The sequence below is a fragment of the Sphingobacterium sp. JUb20 genome (genome assembly GCF_004342035.1).
GTDB classification, from domain to species: Bacteria; Bacteroidota; Bacteroidia; order Sphingobacteriales; family Sphingobacteriaceae; genus Sphingobacterium; species Sphingobacterium anhuiense.
This window is the reverse complement of the sequence record NZ_SLYV01000004.1, coordinates 100070-123732: the sequence shown is the minus strand read 5'-3', so window position 1 is coordinate 123732 and position 23663 is coordinate 100070. Positions and strand designations below refer to the sequence as shown.

12 protein-coding genes are annotated in these 23663 nt (G+C 37.2%); 5 read left to right on the top strand and 7 right to left on the bottom strand.

Annotated features, from left to right (window positions below; genetic code table 11):
- Positions 1 to 194 precede the first annotated feature (194 nt).
- The gene (locus tag EDF66_RS08415; RefSeq protein WP_132841938.1) at positions 195 to 3005 is read right to left on the bottom strand and encodes an NPCBM/NEW2 domain-containing protein; all 2811 of its coding nucleotides are present in this window, start codon (positions 3003 to 3005) and stop codon (positions 195 to 197) included.
- Positions 3006 to 3426: 421 nt separating this feature from the next.
- Here EDF66_RS08415 and EDF66_RS08410 point away from each other — a divergent pair, with 421 nt between their 5' ends.
- Positions 3427 to 4113, top strand: coding sequence for a phosphoribosylaminoimidazolesuccinocarboxamide synthase (locus EDF66_RS08410; RefSeq protein WP_132841936.1), 687 nt, complete (start codon positions 3427 to 3429; stop codon positions 4111 to 4113).
- 61 nt (positions 4114 to 4174) lie between these two features.
- Here the strand turns inward: EDF66_RS08410 and EDF66_RS08405 are convergent, their stop codons facing one another.
- The 3 genes from EDF66_RS08405 to EDF66_RS08395 all read right to left on the bottom strand — a co-directional run bounded on the left by EDF66_RS08405 (position 4175) and on the right by EDF66_RS08395 (position 10043).
- A complete protein-coding gene (locus tag EDF66_RS08405) occupies positions 4175 to 5626 on the bottom strand; it encodes an efflux transporter outer membrane subunit (protein ID WP_243656012.1) in 1452 nt (483 codons plus the stop codon).
- A 126-nt stretch (positions 5627 to 5752) separates the two neighbouring features.
- Positions 5753 to 8908: an efflux RND transporter permease subunit gene (locus tag EDF66_RS08400; RefSeq protein WP_132841934.1), complete on the bottom strand. Its 3156-nt coding sequence runs from the start codon at positions 8906 to 8908 to the stop codon at positions 5753 to 5755.
- A gap of 10 nt (positions 8909 to 8918) precedes the next feature.
- On the bottom strand, positions 8919 to 10043 hold the full coding sequence (locus tag EDF66_RS08395; RefSeq protein WP_132841932.1) for an efflux RND transporter periplasmic adaptor subunit: 1125 nt from the start codon (positions 10041 to 10043) through the stop codon (positions 8919 to 8921).
- Positions 10044 to 10502: 459 nt separating this feature from the next.
- Here EDF66_RS08395 and EDF66_RS08390 point away from each other — a divergent pair, with 459 nt between their 5' ends.
- Positions 10503 to 11111 (top strand): helix-turn-helix transcriptional regulator, encoded by a 609-nt coding sequence (locus tag EDF66_RS08390; protein ID WP_243656011.1) that lies wholly within the window; start codon positions 10503 to 10505, stop codon positions 11109 to 11111.
- A gap of 138 nt (positions 11112 to 11249) precedes the next feature.
- On the opposite strand, the gene katG is transcribed toward EDF66_RS08390, so the two are convergent.
- The gene (gene katG, locus EDF66_RS08385; RefSeq protein WP_132841930.1) at positions 11250 to 13532 is read right to left on the bottom strand and encodes a catalase/peroxidase HPI; all 2283 of its coding nucleotides are present in this window, start codon (positions 13530 to 13532) and stop codon (positions 11250 to 11252) included.
- Positions 13533 to 14076: 544 nt separating this feature from the next.
- Here katG and EDF66_RS08380 point away from each other — a divergent pair.
- Positions 14077 to 14628 (top strand): hypothetical protein, encoded by a 552-nt coding sequence (locus EDF66_RS08380; protein WP_132841928.1) that lies wholly within the window; start codon positions 14077 to 14079, stop codon positions 14626 to 14628.
- Between the two features lie 766 nt (positions 14629 to 15394).
- Here the strand turns inward: EDF66_RS08380 and EDF66_RS08375 are convergent.
- Positions 15395 to 16870 (bottom strand): tetratricopeptide repeat protein, encoded by a 1476-nt coding sequence (locus EDF66_RS08375; RefSeq protein ID WP_132841926.1) that lies wholly within the window; start codon positions 16868 to 16870, stop codon positions 15395 to 15397.
- Positions 16871 to 17029: 159 nt separating this feature from the next.
- Positions 17030 to 18226 (bottom strand): FAD-dependent monooxygenase, encoded by a 1197-nt coding sequence (locus tag EDF66_RS08370; protein ID WP_132770292.1) that lies wholly within the window; start codon positions 18224 to 18226, stop codon positions 17030 to 17032.
- Between the two features lie 476 nt (positions 18227 to 18702).
- On the opposite strand from EDF66_RS08370, the gene EDF66_RS08365 reads away from it, so the two are divergent.
- The gene (locus EDF66_RS08365; protein ID WP_132770293.1) at positions 18703 to 19659 is read left to right on the top strand and encodes a hypothetical protein; all 957 of its coding nucleotides are present in this window, start codon (positions 18703 to 18705) and stop codon (positions 19657 to 19659) included.
- 784 nt (positions 19660 to 20443) lie between these two features.
- A complete protein-coding gene (locus tag EDF66_RS08360; protein WP_132841924.1) occupies positions 20444 to 23662 on the top strand; it encodes a SusC/RagA family TonB-linked outer membrane protein in 3219 nt (1072 codons plus the stop codon).
- Position 23663: the final 1 nt, after the last annotated feature.

Genomic DNA, 23663 nt, shown 5'->3' with positions numbered 1-23663 from the left:
TTATCGGAAAAATCAATGAATCCTTTTACTTATTATTCTTAAAATGTTTAAAAATTGATATAATATCCGAGCTATCGCAAACTCTCTAAAATGTAAATTAACAAGCCACATTAATTTTAGAAAAATATGTATATAAAAAAGAGCGCTAAAGCAGAGATCTTGCTTTAGCGCTCTCAAATTTTAATTAAAATAGGTTATTCTACCACATACCAAGTATATCCATTTGCTGGTATTTTAACCGTCAATTCTACTGTATAATCACGGTTCAGTTTGTAAGATATTAAATTACCTTCTTGTTCTCTAATTTTTGCTGTTGTGGACAATCCGGTATAATAAAGCGGTACCTGAATTTTACGTACGATTTCTTTATCTGTAGGGTTAAAAAATAATGCAAAAGCTTTCTCTTTTTCATCAGGATTCACATGCATCATTCCGTCCCAGTCCCGAGCATCAGGTTTACGTAAGTGGATGATATCACTGTTCAATATATTGCGATAACGCTTATACCATTTAATCACATCGACGACCATTTCTTTCGTTTTTGGTGTATCGTAGAGACGAGGCCCTCGGTAACATGCTTGCACACCTGCACCATAATTTTGGATCATATGCATCTTATATTCATGAAGGTGGTCATTCAATGGCTCTAAAGTCGCATCTTTTCCTCCTCCCTGATATTCTACTAAGGGCACAAAACTCCATAAAGAAGAGGGAATTCTATCCCATGTACAGTCATAATTTAACTGACGTGCATGTATGAGTTGACGATCGCGAGGTAAAGACCAATTAGCCTCTCTGTAGCCAATTCCAACTTTATTAGATCCATTCAAGAAATAAAAATCGGGTACATTCATGTATATTCCCTGCGTAGACATCCAGTGATAAAGTTCAGTAACCTTCTGAAATTGTTTCCATTGTGAATCTGCTAAACCCTCGTGATGTGCATGGGTAGTCGAAGCACAGAAATCTCCGGGATAAGAACCATCATGTTCAAAACACTTCATGCCTGTCTTTTCAAAAAAATATTTTATTTTCTCAAAATATTCATACCCCCAATCACTAGCCAGACATGGGGAACTTCCAAAGCGCATACCTCCACGTTTACCTGTCTCGGGATTAATAACATCGACCTCGTCACTGATCCATCTGCTGGCTAAAAGGGAATAACATCCCATATCAATGCCTTTACTACGTGCATAATCAACAAACCCCTTGAATTTAGCAATGTTTGCATCGGAGATATCTTCCGCATTTAACCCCGAACCAAAGCTCAGTATAATCATCTCATAACCTGTCGAATCACACTGATCTATGGCTCTATGTACCACTTCAGGGTCGGTTGAGGTTAGATGCATAAAGATGGGATTCTCACTGGTCCATGGCGCTATGGTTCGGTACATTTTACGTGTAAACAATCCCTTACGCTCGCGATCATCACTATCAAATGGCATTTCATAAACCGTGAAGGATTGAAAAGTTCCTTTACTTTCTAAGTTGTAATCTGGACCAAGCTTAGGTGATACATCCAATACACAAGGTGTTTCTAAGAGATAATTACGTTGCGAAGTGTATGCAGGATCTGTCACCCATTTTTCTGTAATATCGGTTGTTTTTTCAGTAAAAGCTCCTCCTGCAGCAAAATCACTTTCAACATGAATATTGGGTAATCTAAAAACTGAAGGATCACCATCTCCTGGTGACTCAGGTTCTGAGAATGCCAAATATTCCAATTGAAAGAAATCAATATTTATTGGTAATGTAGATTCATTAATCACTTCCATTCTTTTACTAATTACCGGAATATGATCATAGATCCTAAAATAAAGCTTCACTTTCACATCCTTCAACTCTCGTTCACCACGAAGGGTAAATACAAGTTGCTGGCCTGATACCGGTTCTTTATTAAGTGCCCAGCGATTGCGGGCCCATTTGATTCGTTCTTCCAGTGGTTTTATTTCGAAATCTTCTACCATAAACGACTCCGGTAATGTTGTCATTTTATCTAACCACTCATTCTTAAGATATCCCCGTTCTTCTTGACCATTTAAACCGCCAATATTCCATTTTTTACCATCAATCTGTATCGTTCCCTCACTACTTACTGCCCTAATCAAGCTTTCCCCTAACATGCGGTTCGTAATATCTACCGTCGCCAAATTAGGGAAAATCCGAAAAGTTCGCGACATCATAGCATTTGCAATTATGATACTTTTACCATCTGCCGAAGTGTAAATTCCAGCTTTAGATTTCTGAGGAGTAATTAACCAATCAAATGCAGTCTTGTCTGATGACAATTCTTTCATCACTGGTAATGTTTTGATTTTCGCAGCAAGTTGCTTACTGATTCCTGCATCCATAGTGGAACCCGAACCCACTGTCCCAACGTCAACAAGTACGGGTTTTACAGTTTTATAATCAATCTTTGGTGCAATCCAAACGGCGTGATCACCACTAGGTCCATCATCAGTTGTCTCGGCTACAAGTTCAAGATACATTATGTCTTTTAACGAGACGTCAATCTGCTGAGGACGATCTCCGCCTTTAATTACTGAACTTGTAAAAATAGGTTTACCATCACCTTTCAAAATAAATTTTACGGAACCTTTTTCTAAGACAGGTTTACTCTTTGTAACACCTACAAACTGCTTTTGTCCTTCCTTTTGAACGAAATGCAATTTGGTCCCGTCCACTAATGGTATAATGGTCAAAGAATTATCCTTAACATCGATCTTAGATTCAGCTATTCCTACTTGAGCAACGAAACGCGTTGCATTTTTGTCCAGCTTAATCTTGATCATACTTTTCGCTTGCACTCCAAGCACATCATCATAAACTTTCCCATTAATCGTTACAGGTTCGCCTGTAACTGATCTTCCCTTCTGCAAAATACCATACTCCTGCCAAGCACGAGATAGATCCAGATCTTTCAACTTGATAGATTCTTGCGCAAACATAGATTGCCCTATTAAAAGCCCAGCACTGATCAATAATGTAGTTTTCAACATATTTTAAGATTCCTCTTTTTTAAGGTCAGTGAAAAATACATTTGATCACTGCCCTTGTAAATAATATTAGGTTACAAATTTAATTTCTAATCAATAAAATTAAAGTTCCATTGTCCCCTCCCATTCTTGGCAATATTTACCAAGTGTTCCTTATTTACTAAATTGAATAGAGGTGACATTAGTTTAAGATTATAATGGTTTATAAATGCTAAACTTAGATAATTTTGATTACATCCGCAATAAAATAGCACTGATTATAATCTTTAAAGCTATATATCGGTATTTATTCACGAATCTTAAAGATATGTCGACTTGTTTATCAATCCAAAACTTTCATTATTCATATTTATGATCTGAAATCAACTTTCTTTATAATATTTACATTATTTTTGCTAGTTACATTGATCTATTCTTATTATTTATGAATTTAATTTACAAGGGTAAAACCAAAGATGTCTACAGTCTAGAACAAAATCAAGTACTATTGAAATTTAAAGACGACGTAACTGGTGAAAATGGTGTATTTGATCCTGGAGCAAATACTGTTGGGCTAACCATTGATGGTGCTGGAAAGTCAGGACTTAAAATGACCCAGTTCTTCTTCGAGCGTTTAGCTGAACAGGGTATTGCAACACATTATGTATCCGCTGATTTAGATGAGGTTAGTATGGTGGTTAAAGAAGCGACTCCATTTGGGAAAGGATTGGAAGTCATTTGTAGATACCGTGCTGTAGGCAGTTTCTTGAGAAGATACGCTGCTTATTGCCAAGAAGGTGATGCGCTAGATGCTTTTGTGGAAGTAACGATTAAAGATGACGAAAGAGGCGATCCTACAATTTCGGATGATGCTTTGGAATTATTAAATATTTTATCAAAAGCAGATTATCAAGAATTAAAATCTTTAACAAAAAAAATCTGTGGAATCATAAAAACGGAATTGGCAAAGAAGGATTTAGAACTTTACGATATCAAATTGGAATTCGGAAGAGATAAAGCTACTGGAGATCTATTATTAATCGACGAGATTTCAGGTGGAAATATGCGCGTATACAAAAATGGAAGCTATATTGCCCCTTTAGATTTAGAAAAAGACTTTTTAGGAGCTTAATAGCCTACAGTCAATAGTATAAGGGCTACCATTATCTCAGGTAGCCCTTTATTACTAGCCGTTAATCCCAACCGCCACCAAGGGCTCGATACAATTGAACCACAGCATACAATTTTTGACTTTGATCTGCTATATTTTTCAATTCTGCACGTAACAGATTTTGCTCTGCTGTTAGTACGTCGGTATAATTGGTGTTCTGGTGGTTCAGGAACAATTCTTTATTAAATGCAACAGCCTGCGTTAATGCTTCAAGTTGTTTTTTGCGGGATTTCATTTTTTTCATAGCCGTATCATATTCAAAAAGCGCATTAGAAACTTCCTGGCTGGCTACCAGTAGAGATTTCTCGAATTGATACAACGCCTGTTGCTGTCTTGCTTGAGCAGTTGACAGTCTTGCTTTATTGACACCTTTATTGAAAATAGGTTGTGCAATCCCCCCTGCTATAGAACCAAATAAACTAGCACTCGAAAACCATTGATTCCAACCAAGATTTGAAAAACCTCCAGCAGCTGTTATAGATAATGCAGGATAGAAATATGTACGTGCTACATTCGTTTCCTCAAATGCCGCTCTAAAATTAAATTCTGCCATTTGAACATCAGGACGGTGCGCGAGCAATTGTGCGGGAATTCCAGGATTTAAATCATAATTCACCTGTTGTTTCATTAGAGACTGTCTAAGGATGGCACCAGGATGTCGGCCTACTAAAAAACTAAGCCTATTTTCAGTTTCTTTAATCTTTTGCTCAATATCCGGCACATCTAGTTCTGCTTCATAATAGTTTGCTTTACTCTGTACTACCGCTACGCCGTTAAGCATTGCATTTTCAAAAAGTTCCGCTATTGCGGCAGCATCTTCAGCACGATTCTCAGCAGTTTTTTTAATTATCATCAACTGTTGATCCAGTGCCAGTAATTCGTAATAATCTGAGGCGATATTGGCAATTAACTGTGTTTGCACTGCACGCTTTGCGGCATCAGTCGCTAAAAGCTGTGACAATGCAACTCGTTTAGCACTTCCAAGTTTACCCCAGATATCAATTTCCCAGTCCGTATTTAATCGCATATCATATTGGGTATTATTACGCGGATAACCAAAACTTTGAAAAGTAGGCACCTGTTGTTTATTGGCAGAGATACTAGCTTCCAATGAAGGTAAAAAAGCCGCTTTTTTTAATCGCACATTTACCTGCGCCTCTGTAATCCGCTCAACTGCAATTTTGATGTCTATATTTGCCTGTAACCCCTCTGTGATCAATTGCTGCAACATCGTATCTGTAAACATATCAGACCATTTCACTTTAGCTATATTGGTCGTATCATGAGCTATATTCTTCACATAACCTGAATCAAGAGCACTATAAGTAGGTGAACGAAAGCTGTCTTTTACCTTATTTTCCGGTGCATTATAGGGACGGGTTACTTGACAAGAACTCCAGGCCAAAAGTCCCAGTATTGACATGAATGCCAGTCCATAGGATTTTTTTTTCAATTGAATATAATAATGAATCATATCTTAATTTTTAAATTTTCACACTAGCTTTCTCTGTTTGATCAACATGAAGCTAGCATAAGGTTACATGCGCTAAGCACGAAAATTTCATTTATTAAACGAGCGAATAACTAGAATCATAAGATGTTACTGTTCATCTTCTAATATACGGGCTGTATGACTTGGCTCCTTGACACCAAAGAGTTTCTCCTGTAATGCCTGGAAAACAATAAATAAAATAGGAATAACAAATACACCAAATGCAGTCCCGATCAACATCCCCCCTACAGCCGCAGTGCCGATAGATTTATTACTTAATGCACCGGCACCAGTAGCTAGCATCAATGGAATCAATCCGAAAATAAATGCAAAGGAGGTCATTAAAATAGGTCTTAACCTTGATTTTGCGCCATAAATTGCAGACTGCACCAATGTTCTTCCGCTCAATCGATGCAAGAGTGCAAACTCCACAATAAGAATCGCATTTTTAGCCAATAAACCGATCAACATGATGAGGCTGATCTGTAAGAATATGTTATTATCTACCGCAAATAGCTTCGCAAAAATAAATGCTCCTGCCAAACCGATTGGCAATGATAAAAGAACAGAAAGTGGCAGGATGTAACTCTTATATTGAGCGCTTAAAAGGAAATAGATAAAAAGAAGGCACAGTGAAAATATTAATACTGTTTGACTACCGCTGGACAGCTCTTCGCGTGTCAAACCCGAAAATTCATAAGCATAGCCACGGTCTAAAGTTTGAGCCGCTGTCTCCTCTATTGCTTTAATAGCATCTCCAGAGCTATATCCTTCATTCGGTATCCCTGTTATGGTACTTGAAGTAAATAAGTTAAAACGTTGAATAAATTCCGGTCCATACGTCTTCTTCAAAGTAACAAATTCAGATATCGGTGCCATATTACCTTTTAAAGTTCGCACGTAAATCTTATTAATATCTTCTTCTTTTGCTCTATAATCAGCTCCTGCCTGCATCATGACGCGGTATTGCTTTCCAAAGCGATTAAGGTCGGAGGCGTAGATACCTCCAAAATATCCCTGAAGTGTCGTCAGTACCGTATTAACACTTACACCTGCGGCCTTACATTGGGCTACGTTGACATTAATTTCCAACTCAGGAAAACCAATATTAAAAGAGCTCGTAGCATAATTGATTTCAGGGCGTTGATTTAAAGCACCAATGAACGTATCGATATTTTTATTAAACTGTAGATAATTTCCACCTGTTTTGTCTTGTAGCTGCAGCTCAAAACCATTACTATTACCAAACCCCTGCAATGTCGGTGCAGCAAAAAAGATAATACTTGCCTCTTTGATATGAGCAGTTTTTTGAAATAATTTCTGAACAACAGCTGCAGCACTTTGATCTTTCCTGGCACGTTCTTTCCAGGGTTTTAATCGGATGAACAATGCTCCATAAGAACCTCCTGTACCGTGCAATAAATCCATGCCTGAGAGTGTAGAAGATAATTCGACTTCCGGTATACTGCGCGCAATACTGTCGACTTCAAATGCAATCTTTTCCGTACGTTCTAGAGTAGATGCCGGGGGTAAAACCACATTTCCATAGATAGCACCACCATCTTCATTAGGGACAAAACCAGTCGGTGTTGTTTTAACCAAGAAATAACATACCAGCGCAAATGTTTCAATACCTGCAAATGAAATCCATTTATAACGGATTAAAAGGCGTACGACACCAATATATTTATTGGTTACTACTTCAAAAGCCACATTAAAACTGGCAAAAAACTTTGGCAAGAAACCCTTTGGCTTTTCAACATCTGCTACATGGGGTTTTAACAGTAAAGCACATAGAGCGGGACTTAATGTTAACGCATTTATTGCTGAAATAATAATAGCCACTGCCAATGTCAGTCCAAACTCTTTGTAAAATACTCCAGCAGATCCTGTAATGAAAGTGACTGGTACAAAAACCGCCGACATAATCAAAGTAATTGAAATAATGGCACCACTGATTTCGCTCATGGCATGCAATGTAGCTTTCTTGGCCGATTTAGCCCCTTGATCTAATTTTGCATGTACTGCTTCGACCACCACAATAGCATCATCAACCACAATGCCTATGGCCAACACAAGTGCAAACAAAGTAAGGAGGTTGATGGTGAAACCAAAAAGCTTTAAAAAGAAAAACGTTCCTATAATGGCTACCGGTACTGCGATCGCTGGAATCAAAGTCGAACGCAGATCCTGTAAAAAGAGAAAGACCACTAAAAAAACCAATATAAATGCTTCAATAATTGTATAAATAACCTTCTCAACCGAAGCATCCAAAAAATCATTTGCATTCAAGAAAGTATGATATTCCACTCCTGGAGGAAAATCCTTTGACGCTTCTTTTAAAATATTTTCACAAGCAATGATCAAATCTCTTGCATTAGATCCCGAAATCTGGCTAATGGCACCTCCGGAAGAAAGCTTTCCCTGCGTAATTAGCGATGTCGTATAATCCAGGGCGCCAAATTCAATATCTGCGACCTCCTTTAAACGTAAGTAATCGCCCGCAACACCACTTTTCAAGATAATATTTTCAAATTGTTCAGGATCTTCGAGGCGCCCCGTATATTTCAATGCATATTGTAATGATTGACGGCTATTTTCACCTATTTTTCCCGGTGCAGCTTCAATATTTTGTTCCCTTAATGCTGCCATAATGTCTTCCGGTATAAGACCATGAGTGGCCATAACATCCGGTTTCAACCAAATACGCATCGAGTATTCCTGATCACTATAAATCTCTGTAGCACCAACACCTTCAACCCTTTTCATCTGAGGCATAATATTTATACGCAGGTAGTTATCGAGAAACTTCCTATCGTATTTTCCATCTTTACTGTAAAGCAAAAAACTAAAAGCCGTACTGCTCAACTGCTTGCTTGTTGTAATTCCTGCTTTAATAACCTCCGCTGGTAGCAAGCTAGTAGCTTTACTGACCCGATTCTGTACATTCACTGCGGCCATATCTGCATTCGTTCCCTGTTTAAAAAAGATGGTAATAGTTGCAGTACCATTATTACTACCCGTAGAAGTCATGTAAGTCATATTCTCTACACCATTAATCTGTTCCTCCAAGGGTATAATCACACTTTTCATTACAACATTCGCGTTTGCTCCTTGATAAGAGGCTGTTACAACAACTGTCGGAGGTGCAATTTCTGGATATTGTGAAATAGGAAGTGACATCAGTCCCAGGATTCCCAGCATCACAATTATTATCGATATTACCGTCGATAGAACGGGATTTTCTATAAATTTTTTCAGCATTTCTTCTCTATTATTTTGTGGATACAGGGTTAGGTTGAATTTGCATACCATCTTTTAGGTTTCCAATTCCTTCAGTGATAACCATATCACCAGGCGCAAGCCCATATTGCACCACATAGTGTTGTTCTGTTGCTATCGGCAATACCTTTATTTCGGTAAGGTGTACGGTATTTTTAGCCTCTACCGTGTAGACATAGTGATTTCCCTGCATTTCAAAAACCGCTTTTTTAGGAACCTTCACTGCTTCATCAATTGTTGTCGGGAGCTGTAAAGTTGCGCTCGCTCCGCTCCATAATAAACCATCAGGATTTGGAAATAATGCTTTAAAATTTGCAGATCCGGTTTCTAAACTTATGACCCCGCTCAGACTCTGAATTTTTCCTTTAGACCCGTAATCTTTTCCATCAGCAGTCCGTAAATTAACTTGAGGTATATTCCTTAACTTCTCAGCCATGCTCTTACCTGGATATTGATTTAGAAAGCTATTAAGCTGTTTCTGACTCAAAGAAAAATGCGCATATACTTCCTTCGTATTCGCAATTGTGGTCAAAGCAGTTTCAGAAGTACTACTGACTAGACTGCCCTTTTTAAGTGGCAACCGTCCTACTATACCTGATATTGGGCTAACAACCTGTGTAAATGCTAGTTGTGATTGTGCATCTGACAATGCTGCTTTTGCCTGATTAAGTTCAGCCTTTTTAACCCTTTCTACATTCTTCGCTGTCGTCAGTTCAAATGAATTTACGATTTTCTTGTCCACAAGAGACTGCGTTCTCAACACTTGAATACTAGCCGTTTCTAGGGCTGCTTCCACTGCTAATACTGCCGCTTTTCGTTGATTCACATCCTGCACGAATCGATTGGCATCTATTTTAAATAGCTTTTGCCCAGTGTGCACAAGACTGCCTTCTTCGATAAAGACTTCCTCTATATAACCATCTACTTTTGAACGAATCTCTACTGTCTGCAATCCTTCTAACGTCGTTGGATACTCTACCGACAGAGTCGCTTTTTCAGATTTTAGTGTAAGTACAGGATAGGCAATTATTTCACTTGTTGCTGTTTCTTTCTTTGAATCGCAGGAGAACATTCCCGAGACGAGAAATAACAATAGATATAAGTGCATTTTTTTCATGATAATAATTTAGTAATGAAACAATAAGTAATAAACTAGGAATGAGCTTTTGCCTGAGATTCCATACATATTATCGTTAAAAGACTAGACATAGGAATCCCGCTCCCCGCTCAAACCTGTATTTAGCTTGGGGATATTTTTACTCTTTTCTAGTGATAAAAACTAGATTTTAATCTTTATAGTAGTGAAATTACCTCTTCAGTATATTCCAATAGGGAACAACAGTTGTAAAGGCAAGAAATGCTGACTGAGCAATCTTTTTCGGACGGTGTATTTTTGGTGTATCTATCCACATAAAAATAATTATTACAATTCTTACTTAGCATTTACCAAATTTGATAATCAGAAGAAGTAGACTTACAGGTATCTATTTTGATAAGTGTGACAAAAGTAGTAATTTTGAATAATAAAACAACCAAATACTTGTTTTATTATTTTATGACGACAAACCGAATTTTAATGTTACTGAAAATGCGAGGTCCGTTAACGGCACTCGACATTGCCCATGAATTAAAAATAACCAAAGAAGGTGTTAGGCAACAGCTGGTTAAATTTATGGATGAAGGCTTGATTGAAGTAGAGACAGAATCAAAGGGAGTCGGGCGACCACAAAAATATTTCAATATTTCAGAACTCGGAAACAGCAAATTTCCGGATACCCATGCAGAGTTAACGGTGAAATTATTGACAATAATTAAAGAGTCAATAGGGACAGAAGCTTTACAGACGATCATTGAAGTCAATGAAGCAACAGGAAAAAAAAGATATCATGAAGAGATCGATCCTTTACCCAATCTAAAGTCTAAGATTGAAAGATTAGTCGCCATTCGTACCCGAGAGGGCTACATGGCAGATTATACTGAAGATGACGAGGGATATCTGCTTGTAGAAAATCATTGTCCTATTTGTGCAGCGGCTAAAGTCTGCCAAGGATTTTGTGCTTCAGAACTTCAGATTTTTCAATCCGTCTTAGGCGAATCCGTCTTGGTACAACGTACCGATCATATCATAGCAGGGGCGAGACGTTGTGCATACCGTATCGTATCTTCTGCAAAAGGTTTCGAATAGCATTACACAGAAAATCCTCTCAAATTAAATGAGAGGATTTTCTGTATAAATAGGAATTAAACAGTATCGGTGGCTGAATGACTTCATCCAAGCCAAAGCAAATCGATATGCTCTAAAAGGTATTGATTAAACCCTTATTTAAGATATCTTATCAAAACGATCAGCATTCATCACTTTATTCCAAGCTTTTATAAAAGCATCCACAAATGACTTTTCATTGCCAGACTCAGCATACACTTCTGCAACAGCCCGAAGTTCAGCATGCGAGCCAAATACGAGATCAGCACGTGTCGCAGTCCACTTCGGTTGACCCGATTTACGGCAACTACCTAAATACAATTCTTTCGTTTCATCCATTGGCTTCCATTGCGTTGCCATATCTAAAAGATTTACGAAAAAATCATTGGTCAGCTGTCCTGGACGTGAGGTAAATACACCATGTTTAGATTCGTCAAAATTGATATCAAGTACACGAAGACCTCCTATTAGAACAGTCATTTCAGGAACTGAAAGATTTAATAATTGTGCTTTATCGATCAATAATTCTTCGGTAGATACTGCTTTGTTTTTTAATTTACGATAATTTCTAAATGCATCTGCTAGTGGTTCTAAGAAGGCAATCGACTCTACATCAGTTTGGTCTTGACTAGCATCTGTACGCCCCGAAATAAAAGGAACTTCCACATCGTAACCCGCCTGGTGTGCCGCTTTTTCAATAGCAGCCGCACCCGATAAAACAATCAGATCAGCAATTGAAACTTTTTTCCCTCCAAACTGTGCATTATTAAACCGTGTTTGAATGTCTGTTAATATTGTTAATACCTTATTTAATTGCATCGGTTTATTGACCTCCCAGGCATTCATCGGAGCTAAGCGGATTCGAGCTCCATTTCCTCCTCCCCGTTTATCCGAATTACGAAAAGTTGAGGCCGAAGCCCATGCTGTAGATACCAGTTCCGAAATCGATAGACTTGTATTTAAAATCTGTGCTTTTAGAGATTGAATATCTGTCTCATCAATCTCAGCATAATCAACCTTAGGAAGTGGATCCTGCCATATAAACTCTTCATGAGGCACATCGGCACCTAAATAACGCGAACGAGGTCCCATATCACGGTGCGTTAATTTGAACCAGGCACGAGCAAATGCATCAGCAAACTCTTGTGGATTATCCTTGAAGCGACGTGATATTTTTTCGTATTCAGGATCAAAACGCAAAGACAAGTCTGTGGTCAGCATAGTCGGTTTTAATTTTTTATTCGGATCGTGCGCGTGCGGAATAATATCACCAGCATCTTTAGCTACCCACTGATGAGCTCCAGCAGGACTTTTTGTTAACTCCCATTCAAAATCAAACAAGTTTTCAAAAAACAGATTTGTCCACTCTGTAGGTCTACTTGTCCAGGTCACTTCCAGACCTGAAGTAATGGTATCTCCACCTCTCCCTGTACCAAAAGAATTTTCCCACCCGAGTCCTTGAGATTCTAAACCAGCAGATTCAGGTTCCTTACCAACATGATCAGCAGACGCTGCTCCATGCGTTTTACCAAACGTATGCCCGCCGGCAATCAATGCGACCGTTTCTTCATCATCCATAGCCATACGTCCAAAAGTATCCCGGATATCTTTTGCTGCCGCAATAGGATCGGGATTACCATCAGGTCCTTCCGGATTTACATAAATTAAACCCATTTGAACTGCTGCCAATGGGTTTTCTAAATTTCGGCTATGAATCTTACCATCAGCGTCATCGTCAGACACCAATACGCCATGTCCTTCCTTTACTCCCTCAGATCCATCTGCATAACGAACGTCGCCACCAAGCCATGTTTTCTCTGAGCCCCAATATACATCCTGATCTGCTTCCCAAACATCCTCACGTCCTCCTGCAAAACCCAAAGTTTTAAAGCCCATTGATTCCAAAGCCATATTCCCGGTTAAAATCAATAAGTCTGCCCAAGAAATCTTACGTCCATATTTTTGTTTTATAGGCCATAACAATCGTCTTGCTTTATCTAAGCTCACGTTATCTGGCCAGCTATTTAAAGGTGCGAAACGTTGCTGTCCACGACCTGCCCCCCCACGTCCATCACCAACACGGTAAGTCCCTGCACTATGCCAAGCCATACGAATAAATAATGGTCCATAATGACCAAAATCTGCAGGCCACCAATCTTGAGATTGTGTCATTAATTCCTTTAAATCATTTTTTATTGCATCCAGATCCAAACTTTCAAATTCTCTTTTATAATCAAAATCCAAACCCATAGGATCAGACTTTACATCATGTTGACGCAATAAATTAACTTTTAACTGGTTTGGCCACCAATCTTGATTTGTTGTACCTCCACCAGCAACAGCTTTACGCAATGTTCCATTATGAAATGGACACTTATTAATGTCATTGAATTCGTTTTCCATGGGTTTCTAATTTTTCAAAAAATTAACGTTCTATTTTGGTTATCTCAACTAACTAAATTTAAACAAAAAAAAATATCAAATGAAATTTATCTGATCTTTAAACCTTCCTAATAAATTAAGATTCAGTGAAGTATAATTACCAGAAATACAATTGTTGGAAAATCCCATAAATAGATAAACTTTTTATTTTTCTTTAATAAAAAAGAAGATAATTTTTTGCACGAACATCATTATTCCTGAAAGAAACTGCTGTACAACAATTTAAAATAAAAATAGATAGTTTCTAATAAGTAGCAATAATTACATCATAAGATAAATGATTGAATTTTATTTCGTATATTAACCCTATAATTATATACTATTTTTAAAATAAATCTAACAAACACGTTAAAGCTTATATTTCACATGGTTTGTGAGAATCAAAAAAGGATTCACGTCACGATTTATAAAGGATTCACGATCATATACCATTTATTTAATGATTAGAAAGTTTTGATACACCGAGGTACAACAAAAAGTTAGTTACCTATAAATAACCAGTATTATGAATAAAGAAGAAAACCGAAAGCCAAAATTAAGATTAAAAAAAGAAATTCAGGATAAACTTGAGGCTGAGAACATTACTCTAGAAGAATTCTTCGAGCAAAAGGAAAAGGAAAAAAATGACCGATTCACTCAAGAGCTTCAAGATTATCGTTTAAAATATCCTGAGCCTCCACAAATAGTGGCTGAAATTGAATTGACTGAAAATATTCAAAACTTAGGCTATAAAAGACAGTTTTTTAACCGTAATGATGCTAATTTTTTGGTCAAAGAGATAGAAAACTGGGAAAATGAAAATAGCTATATGGAAATAGAACCCTTCACCGGTGATCAAAAAGAAAAAATGATTCAGACTTATATCACTACTGGCATACGATATGATTTTAAAAACATCGGCATTACATTATATTATGCTCCGATATTCTACCAAAACAATTACGATAATGGTAGATCCTTGTTGAATTATGGCACTTCATTATATAAATATGATCATTTCAAAAAAGAATTTTCAATCGCTGATAACGATGATTTTCACGATATAACTTTTTCGTAAGTGAGCAGTTAAATATCTCAATTCTCAGATCTTTACCATATGTACAACAGCAAAAAAGAGCTAAATCAGATGGACATGAATTAGCTCTTTTTACTTTGACCTTTAAGCTGACTATAACTTTAGGCAAACTCACTACAAAGATAGTAGCGGTATTAGTTCTTAATATTTAAAGGAAGTTATGTTCTCTTAAAAATACCTATTTTTTTATACCACTAGATCACAGGTGTTGCTCCTTCAAACTCTGTCAATTCATATCTATTTTTATAACTGAGATCCTGCAAACAATTTATTTTCTTATCCTGATCATAAAATATTTTAAATTTTCGCGTCTCTTTATTAATTAAAGTAAGAGACATTTGAATCATATTTTGTCAGCTTCATCAGTATGCTTGAACTAATTCTACACTCTACATTAGTATCCTTTTTTCGCTCTTTTTTATCCCTAACTTCCAATCTTTAAAGGAAGCTCTGCTATCAACCCGATTACCACTTATTTCGATCACCTCTCTAAAAATAACATTTGGGGCTAGGGTCGTATCTACATTTATTTCCAAGCAAAAGCCTCGGGGAAGATAATTCAGTTTCTTTATATTCTTCATGAATTACAACTGTAGGTGGTCCAGTTATATTTGTCTTTTTGGTAGTAGCTTTTTTAGCAGATTTTGTTTGTGTATAGTCATTAGTAGCAACTAAGCTTAAACCTATGGGCAAATATTTGATGATTTTCATTTTCGAATCAACTTAATTTTCGTAATTTTTATATTTATTATTTCAGACAATCAACTAGCAAAATATCTTCTACTTGAATAGCCATTCTTTTTGCTTTGAGCAAATCGGAACAATAATCTACATCATTCAAAAGCTGTTTAATTTGCCCTCTGACATAATATGAAAACCCGTTATTAGGATCCAGCTCAATTGCCTTATTACAATCTCCCAAAGCATTTAACAGATTTGGTTTATCTTTTTTGGATTTCATAACCCAGTTCATTTTAAACGGTTGATTCGGCAATTTACTGCTGATAATTATATTTGACTGTTTCGATTTTTCAGATAAACATACTTGAGCAATTGCTCTATTGACATAAGCTAACGCATATTTTTCATTGCTCTGGATGCTCTGATCAAAATCTGCCAAAGCAAGTTTATATTGATGTTGAAGCAAATAAATATATCCCCTTCTATTCCAATATAACTCCTTTTCAAAACTACTACCATTAGACATTAACGTTATTGCGCTATTTATAGCAGATAACCCTTCATCCAGATTATCAGATTGAACTTTACATTCAGCATTATTATAATATATACTTGCTGTTGATGCATTGTAATAAGATTGTATATCTTGCTCACTCATATATGCAAACCTTGGATTACGTTTTAATTCCCTCATCAACCCCTCTTTATTGACTAATGCATGATCATAATTTAATGCTGCATTTTTAAAATCTTTTAGCGCAAGATGTGTGTTACCCCGAAAAGATAAAAGCATAGCGTTATTGGGAAATTTAGTGAGCCCGGCATCATAAATTTCCAGCGCTTTATCAAACTTTTTTAAATTATAAAAAGCCACTCCGCGTTGGTAATAAAAGCTAGCTTTACTATTATCGCAAAAATCCAGCAATGCATCATCTATCCTTTTAAAAAATGCGGGGTCATTAACTTTTAACTGTTGTGCAAGCAATTTTGCAGTAGTATAATCCTGACAAGAGGCATCCATATCTTCCAACTCAAAGTGCACTTCAGCTTTGTTCAAGTAAGCTTGCAAATTATTCGGATTTAATTGGATCGCTTTAACATGATCTACCAAAGCCTTTTCCGGTTGTTTTAAATGATGATATATTGTACCTCGAGCATCAACCACTCGATCATCCATAGGATCAATCGCCACGGCCGTATCCAAGTAAGTTAAAGCTTCAGTAAAATCGCTCTTGGCGGCATAAATAAGACCTATATTCAAATAGCAACGTGCACAGGAAGGGTTGATGGAAAGTGCCTTCCTATAGTATTGTTCGCCCAGTACTAAATTACCTATCTGGAGATATTGGTATCCCGTTAAGCGTAACAAAACCTCATTTTCAGGATGATTTTTTACCTGCATCTCCAAATATGGGATGATCTTTTCAGATTGACCAATCAAATTTAAAGAATCTACAGTCTTTTCAAAAACACTTTTACTCTGCCCATACACCTGTACAGTAAACAAAAATGAAAAGAATAACATCGTCAACACCGATCTCATAATATGAAATTTAAAATCTGATAGAGTTTATGAAACATTAGGTCTAGTAAATCGGCAAGTATTATAAAAACCTATCTTCAAAACAATTTATGCACTAATCATGCCTCATTTTTATAAGCACTTTCATAATTTACTTATATACTAAGCTACCTAATCTATTTACTTGTTATAATAAGGTAATTGGATACGCTCTTTTATTTCTTTTTTCCCTTTTCCGTCAAAGAGCTTTGTTATTTTTTTCACCAATTTACTTGATGCAATTCCTAGCACAGTATTGAACACTTTGATTCCAAACTTTGTTTTCGGATGTGCTAGCCATGGTACTCCCGGGGGTAGATTCTGAATATCTTCAACATAAGGGCGCATTAACTTTTCATAAGCTTCAAAGGCATCTTGATGATTCTGGTGTCTCGACAATTCTCCAGCCAATACATATGCACCAACTATAGAAAGACTTGCCCCCATTCCTGACATCGGAGTTGGACAATAAGCCGCATCCCCAACCATAGCACATCTTCCATTGGTCCATCGAGGTGCCTTCACTTGACTTATACTATCAAAATAAACATCTTTACTTTCCTCCAATCCTTGTAGCAGACGTGGTGCCTGCCAACCAGCATCAGCAAACTTTTGCTTCAAAATTCCTTTCTGCTCTTGCAAACTAAGTTTTTCGTACCCTTTCTCTGGCGATAGAAAAGAAAATGATGCACGGGTGGTTCCTACATTATCTGGTCTTAGGTTTAATACTCTTGATTCTGGTGCATTATACCAATAAGCCCATGACGTGTCAGAATCAATACGTGGAATAGTCAAATAAGAGCAGTAAACTCCAATATATTTGATCACGGGCTCATCTCCAAAAATTAGCTTCCGTGTTGACGAACGAATTCCATCAGCAGCAATGACCAAATCAAAGGAGCGCGGAGTACTATTTTTAAAAGTAACATTCACTTTATCTTTATCTTCTACTAAAGCTAGAATCTGATCTCCAAAAATATAGGGAATATTATCTTTAGTCGCATTAAAAAATACCTGCGCAAGATCTCCACGCAAAATCTCAAGTTCTGCGGTTCCGAATCCACCATTAGTTTTAGGAAATTCAGCTAAAGTATGATTGTTAACATCAACAAAACGGATTCCTAGTTCACCTGTATTTGCTGCTCTGATTTCATCTTCGAGCCCCATTAGCTGTACTACTTTCTGAGCTTCATCTCTAACATCTATATTTTGTCCGCCTAATCTCAATTCTTCTGCACGCTCTACGATGGTGACATCAAAACCAAATCGATGTAACCAAAATGCTAAAGCCGGACCAGCAATACTAGCGCCTGATACAAGTACTGTTCTTTTTTCCATTGATTTTTATGTTTTATGACTCATCTACAATACGAATAACAGTTGAAATTCACATCGTACTGAATTTTCACACTGCTCCCTTTATGTACCGGTTCAATTAGTCCAGAAATATTTTCACTTTCTCTAATGTAAACCTATTTTTCCAAAACTAATAATTCTTGCTATATGATTATAAATTACAAATGCATCATCATGATGATTAAATATCAAGCCACTGCGGCAGCCTGCTATTAAATAATGAAACCTAAAATTCACATTTAATTAATACCACTTACCTGCCTATCTGCTTTTTACTTCATCCAAATCACTCAACTAAAACAACCTACATATTAAATCCATATTAATTAAAAACACACTTTATGACAGATATTTTACCGATAAGCAACAGTAATAAAATAAATTCGGTATATTCAGTTATTATTAACCGTACAGAATTATAGTGATTTGAGCCAATAATATACAAAATCAGCATCATTATGTTTTTAGCAACCAAATCGAAAATCATTACAACAGCCTTATTTATAGGGTTTATGACGTCCTGCTCTGTTAATAAGAATACAGCATTTATGCTGACCCTTAAAAATAGTTATTGCATACCACCAACCTACTTTCTAAAGGCAGAGCAGACATTACCTAATTACGCTATAGATTCTCTAGCCATCCACGATGAATTAAACAGTGTATTCTCAAGACAAAATATCCTTATGCTTTATGCTCTTGGACTGACCAAGGAGATAAAAGAATTACAAAAACTTAAAGGCAATACTAGTGTTAGTGCAGAAATTCGTAAGCTAACGATCAACAATAAGGTCAATAGAACACTGCTTCTAGCACTATCAGATATCAATGCCGCAGCAGCCGAACTAGATTGTGAAGCAGAACGCGTCGATCAGGTCGCTGGATATATAGATAATATCAATGCTTCAAGAAATAATAAACTTGTCGTGGGCTCTATTGCACTGGGTGCGGCTGCATCAATAGCCGGAGCTCTCATTACCAATAATAATGTCAATAATGCAGTAGGTATTACAGGTGGGGTACTTGGTGGAGGCCTTGGTTTTTTCACCTTGAATCCCAAAGGAAAAAAGATAGAGTTTTTTCATCCTCATAACCTATTGCGAAATGTATGGACTGAAAATGATTCGGATCAAAGCTTTTCACCTTTTATCTGGTATATGCTGAGCGAGAAAGAATTTAGTAACGATGGTAATAGCTCGCTATTGCACAATCTCAAAACACGATGGATCGATTATCAGTTTGACAGCAACGAAAATCAGGGAAACCAATCTGTTATATTTTCGGATGGAGGCATTTACTTTGCTGATGATTTACACTCCAGAGCAGCTATGATCAACCAGTTACAAGCCGTTATCCGCTCCATTAACCAAAGTATCAACAACTTAATACTGGAAGCAAATAAAACACTTGAATAAATTAATTACCCAACATACTCACGCTAAAATCAATAATGATAAAACTTACCTTATTAGTTGCTTTAATATTCATTTACTTTAATCCGCTTGCTAGTGATATATATTATCTTCATGAATATTATAAGTTTATGAAGATCTTTTCCCGAAGCGTAATATTCTTGAACGCGCTTTCCGTTTAATTTAACCAATTAATACTGCTCTAAATCAAAACATAAAGAGAAATAGTCTAAGCGTAGGTAATTAGTAATTATAATAATGGTTTGGCCCCAACTTTTCATCATTTACTTTTCTTCCTGTTGTTAGATTTAGAGATGCTGTACTTGTAAGCTTATCTTATAAGGACAGAAAATTACCTCCTATCACTATATTTTATATAAAATCACTTATAAAAATCACGCAATTATTTGTCAATAATAAAAAAATATATCACAACAATAATTGACTTTTACCCGATTTGATAGTTATAAAAAGCTATTTTCTAAAAATAATTTAAATCCATAAGTAATTGCAAATGAACACATTTGGTTCAAATTAAAATATTTTTAAAATAAAGACTACCAAAATGGTAGATTTAATATTTTTTTCTAATATATTTACATCACAATCAACAGAAATTAGCTAACCCTATGCCTTATAAAAATCATTTCTCACTGCTTCGAATGTGCCACTGGCACTTCACTAATTCTACCCCAAAAGCAACAAGTGTCTATACATCGACATTTCCATAAAAAAACATTTAGTTACTACTAAACAAATCGTCGTTTACTAAAAATTTAAATTTTCAATGAAACATATTCAATTTTCTAAATACACCCGTATTTGGCCGGGGATACCTTTGCTCATATTTACCCTCTCCACTGTAGTGGCATATGCACTTGAAAATCCCCAGTTGAAAGGCAAACAACTACAATTACCTGCATCACCTCATACTAGGTATTCCCAACTGTCAGATCAAAAAACAGTAGTCCGTGGCAAAATCCTTAACGAGTCGAATAAACCCATACGTGGGGCTACAGTTAAGTCGAAAACCTCCGGCGTGCTGGTACATTCTGACGCAGGGGGAAACTTTGAGATTCCTTCCAGTAAAGGAGATATACTAATTATCTCCTATATTGGATTTGAGACCGTTCAATACCCTTTACACAACCCGAAGGAACGAATTGATATTACGTTACGTATTCGTCAAAATGCACTTGAGGAGACCGTCGTTGTCGCCTACGGCCGTTCCAAAGCAAAAGATATTACCGGATCAATGACACGTCTTACTGAAGCTGATCTAAAAAATGCTCCTATGGGGGCCAACATCCAAAGTCTGCTTCAAGGAAAAGCTGCAGGAGTCAATGTAGCCATTCAGTCAGCCTCCCCTACATCACCAGTCAGCGTCATTATTCGAGGAGCATCTTCTTTGACCGGAAACAACCAGCCACTATGGGTCATCGATGGTGTACCTGATTATTCGAACAATACATCTGGCAATATAGCCAATACCCTTTATAATCTGAATCTCGAAGATGTTCAAAGTGTTGACATTCTAAAAGATGCATCTGCTACGGCTTTATACGGATCAAGGGCCTCAAACGGTGTCGTTTTAGTAACTACAAAAAAAGGTAAACAAGGTCAGGCACCGACTATTGAAGTTTCTTCCCGACTGGGACTACAGACTCAGAATTTCAATGATTACTCTTACTTTGACGCACCCCAATACATTGATTTTGCCGATAAGGCGGCACGCGAAGAAGTAATAAGTAGAGGATCCTTCGATTATTTCACTCGCTTATATTTAGATGAGCAAGCATTTTTTAACTTACGTACTAGCGAATATGATAAATCCGATCTCCGTATATTACCAGGCGCTTTTTATGAAGGGAACACCAACTGGTTAAACGAAATGACACAATCCCCCTGGAACCATACCCACACATTATCTTTACGTGGAGGAACACAAGATGTAGTTTATTACGTTTCCCTCAACAATCAGAATTATTATGGAGTAATACAATCAGGAAAAAGTCGACTTTATGGGGGCCGTGCAAATCTAGAAGCAAAGCTTAGAAAAGGATTAAAATTTGGTCTACAGATAAACGGTTCATCCCGCAACACTGATGATAAAGATTATATGCTCAACGTGATTAAAAAAATAAGACCTGACATTCCAGTTTACAATCCAGACGGAACACTTTTCACCCGAGATCCTTATACTGAAAACCCCTATACTACTTTATTGAATACACAAAATGGGGAGAACAAAAATTTTAATGCTACTACTTTTTTAGAAGTAAATGTATGGAAAGATTTCCTCTTTAGAACTGCCTATACCGCCAATTATAGCAATAATGAATTTCTTAAATACATGCGACGGGGCAGTACCTTTAATTACGACGGCAACCGAAACTGGCAGTATCAAAAAACGAACTCTCAAGTCTGGGAAAACACACTTACGTATGCTAAACAACATGGCAACCATGATGTGCTGGCCTTATTAGGTTATTCCTTTGAGAAAACAGGTCTCACCAATTTTGGCATGATAGCATCTAATTTCCCTGACGATGACATCCTCAATAATTTTTCTTCGGGAGCAAACAGAGGTGCTTTGGCAGAGGATTACACAGCCTACGCATTGGTATCTCAGTTCTCAAGACTACAATACAAATATAAAGACCGCTACATCCTAGGTGGAACCTTAAGAAGAGACGGCTCATCCCGTTTTGGTCCTAATAACCGTTGGGGAATTTTCCCCTCCGGCTCTTTTGCCTACCTGATCCACGAAGAATCTTTTTTTAAGAACGCAGCTATTAAAGAAAAGATCTCCTACCTTAAATTAAGGGGATCAATCGGAACAGCAGGATCACAAAATCTTGGAAATTACAGTTGGCAGACTTACATCGGCTCGGCTCGGTACAATGAAAGTCCGGCCATAAGTCCCAGCTCGATCGGCAACCTTGGCCTCAAGTGGGAAGAAACAAAAATGGTCGATATTGGGCTAGACTTTGGTTTATTCAAAGAGCGTCTCCGTGGTTCCTTTGGCTATTACTCCAAAAAATCCAACGACCTCATATATTCCAAACCCCTACCGCCCAGTTCATCATTCAGTTCCATCAGCTCTAATGTTGCTTCAATCAAAAATGAAGGAGTAGAATTTGACATCAGATATGATGTTATTAAGCACCCTAATTTCACACTTACTGTAGATGCCAATATTGCCAGCAACAAGGGAAAGGTTCTTAAGATCAACGGATCCGCCACAGAACTCAATTTTGGCAACATCGTAATCAAAGAAGGAGAACGTACAGGTCAATGGTTTGGTTATGAAACCTATAATCGTCTTTTCGTGACACAAGAAGAAATCATTGCGCTTCAGAGCACAAATGCAACAGGTGGCAAACAATATTATAGAAGTGCACAAGAAAATATCGGAGATCTCTACTTTAAAGATCAGAATGGGGACGGTATCATCAATACCGACGACAAAGTCTCCTTAGGAAGTGCCGAACCTAAATATTTTGGAGGATTTGGTCTGACTGCTATTTACAAAAATTTCTATGCCAATGCCACTTTCACTTATGCATCAGGGATGAAAAGACTATGGAGCATGCCTATGGAGGATGTAGGCTACGTGGGCAACTACAACCACAGTAACAAGATTGCTGGGCAGAGTGCTACTCTATTGAATCCCTACACCGCCACTATCCCTCGGATGACACAGTATGGTGATGGAGCAAACAGTACTTTTTCAGATTTCTGGCTTTATGATGCTTCCTATATTCGCCTGAGTGCGCTTAACCTAAGCTACAGAATACCGCAAAAAACACTTGCCAATTCGTTAATACAAGGCATCGACTTAACTTTTCAGGCAACCAACCTACTGACCCTTACTTCATATCCAGGGTTTGATCCACAAGGAAATTGGTCCAGCTCCAGTATTGGTACTGGAATGGGGACAGACAACAGTGCATATCCAGCTGCCCGGAATTTCAACTTAGGTGTAAAACTAACTCTTAGATAAT

What these genes read in the sequence shown, in the direction of transcription:
- EDF66_RS08415 (WP_132841938.1), bottom strand. Translation starts at nt 3,005, where the DNA reads ATGTTGAAAACTACATTATTGATCAGTGCTGGGCTTTTAATAGGGCAA.
- EDF66_RS08410 (WP_132841936.1), top strand. Translation starts at nt 3,427, where the DNA reads ATGAATTTAATTTACAAGGGTAAAACCAAAGATGTCTACAGTCTAGAA.
- EDF66_RS08405 (WP_243656012.1), bottom strand. Translation starts at nt 5,626, where the DNA reads ATGATTCATTATTATATTCAATTGAAAAAAAAATCCTATGGACTGGCA.
- EDF66_RS08400 (WP_132841934.1), bottom strand. Translation starts at nt 8,908, where the DNA reads ATGCTGAAAAAATTTATAGAAAATCCCGTTCTATCGACGGTAATATCG.
- EDF66_RS08395 (WP_132841932.1), bottom strand. Translation starts at nt 10,043, where the DNA reads ATGAAAAAAATGCACTTATATCTATTGTTATTTCTCGTCTCGGGAATG.
- EDF66_RS08390 (WP_243656011.1), top strand. Translation starts at nt 10,503, where the DNA reads ATGTTACTGAAAATGCGAGGTCCGTTAACGGCACTCGACATTGCCCAT.
- katG (WP_132841930.1), bottom strand. Translation starts at nt 13,532, where the DNA reads ATGGAAAACGAATTCAATGACATTAATAAGTGTCCATTTCATAATGGA.
- EDF66_RS08380 (WP_132841928.1), top strand. Translation starts at nt 14,077, where the DNA reads ATGAATAAAGAAGAAAACCGAAAGCCAAAATTAAGATTAAAAAAAGAA.
- EDF66_RS08375 (WP_132841926.1), bottom strand. Translation starts at nt 16,870, where the DNA reads ATGAGATCGGTGTTGACGATGTTATTCTTTTCATTTTTGTTTACTGTA.
- EDF66_RS08370 (WP_132770292.1), bottom strand. Translation starts at nt 18,226, where the DNA reads ATGGAAAAAAGAACAGTACTTGTATCAGGCGCTAGTATTGCTGGTCCG.
- EDF66_RS08365 (WP_132770293.1), top strand. Translation starts at nt 18,703, where the DNA reads ATGTTTTTAGCAACCAAATCGAAAATCATTACAACAGCCTTATTTATA.
- EDF66_RS08360 (WP_132841924.1), top strand. Translation starts at nt 20,444, where the DNA reads ATGAAACATATTCAATTTTCTAAATACACCCGTATTTGGCCGGGGATA.